This window comes from Brevundimonas sp. FG8, from assembly GCF_057808845.1.
Genome location: NZ_JBMDIU010000025.1, coordinates 1 through 481 on the forward strand (window position 1 = coordinate 1; position 481 = coordinate 481).

Below are 481 nucleotides of genomic sequence, written 5' to 3' on the forward strand. Positions count from 1 at the left end.
GACGCCGTCGCCGAAGACGATCTGTTCGATCCCTCCGCCCAGGGTGCTGTCCTGACCCTCCAGTCGCACCGAACCCGTCTGTCCGGTGAAGCTGAGGGTGAGGTGGTCGCCATCGCGAGCGATCTGCAGCAGGTCGGCGGTCAGGCCTTCACCGAGCACCAGCCGGTCCAGGGTGGTGGTGTCGTAGGACGGGTTCTCCACGATCCGATCGTGGCCGTCGCCGAGATTGTAAACATAGGTGTCCGCGCCGTGCCCGCCGCGTAACAGGTCGTCTCCGAGCCCCCCGGCCAGAATATCCGATGCTGAGGTGCCGTCGATCGTGTCGTTTCCGGGCGTTGAACTCTGTTGCCCGAACGCCCGGAAGAGATCCGCCCGCGTCCAGACCTCGCCGTCCCCGAAGACGATCCTTTCAATCCCCGATCCGATGGTGCTGTCCTGATCCCTGAGCTGGATCGATCCGGCATGGCCGGTGAAGCTGAGG

The 481-nt window shown here is 64.9% G+C and carries 1 protein-coding gene; it reads right to left on the bottom strand.

All coding sequences use genetic code 11. The features are described 5' to 3' along the window. Positions 1-481, bottom strand: a 481-nt coding sequence (locus ACODRV_RS17435; RefSeq protein ID WP_488909185.1) for a calcium-binding protein, incomplete at both ends; no start/stop codon positions are given.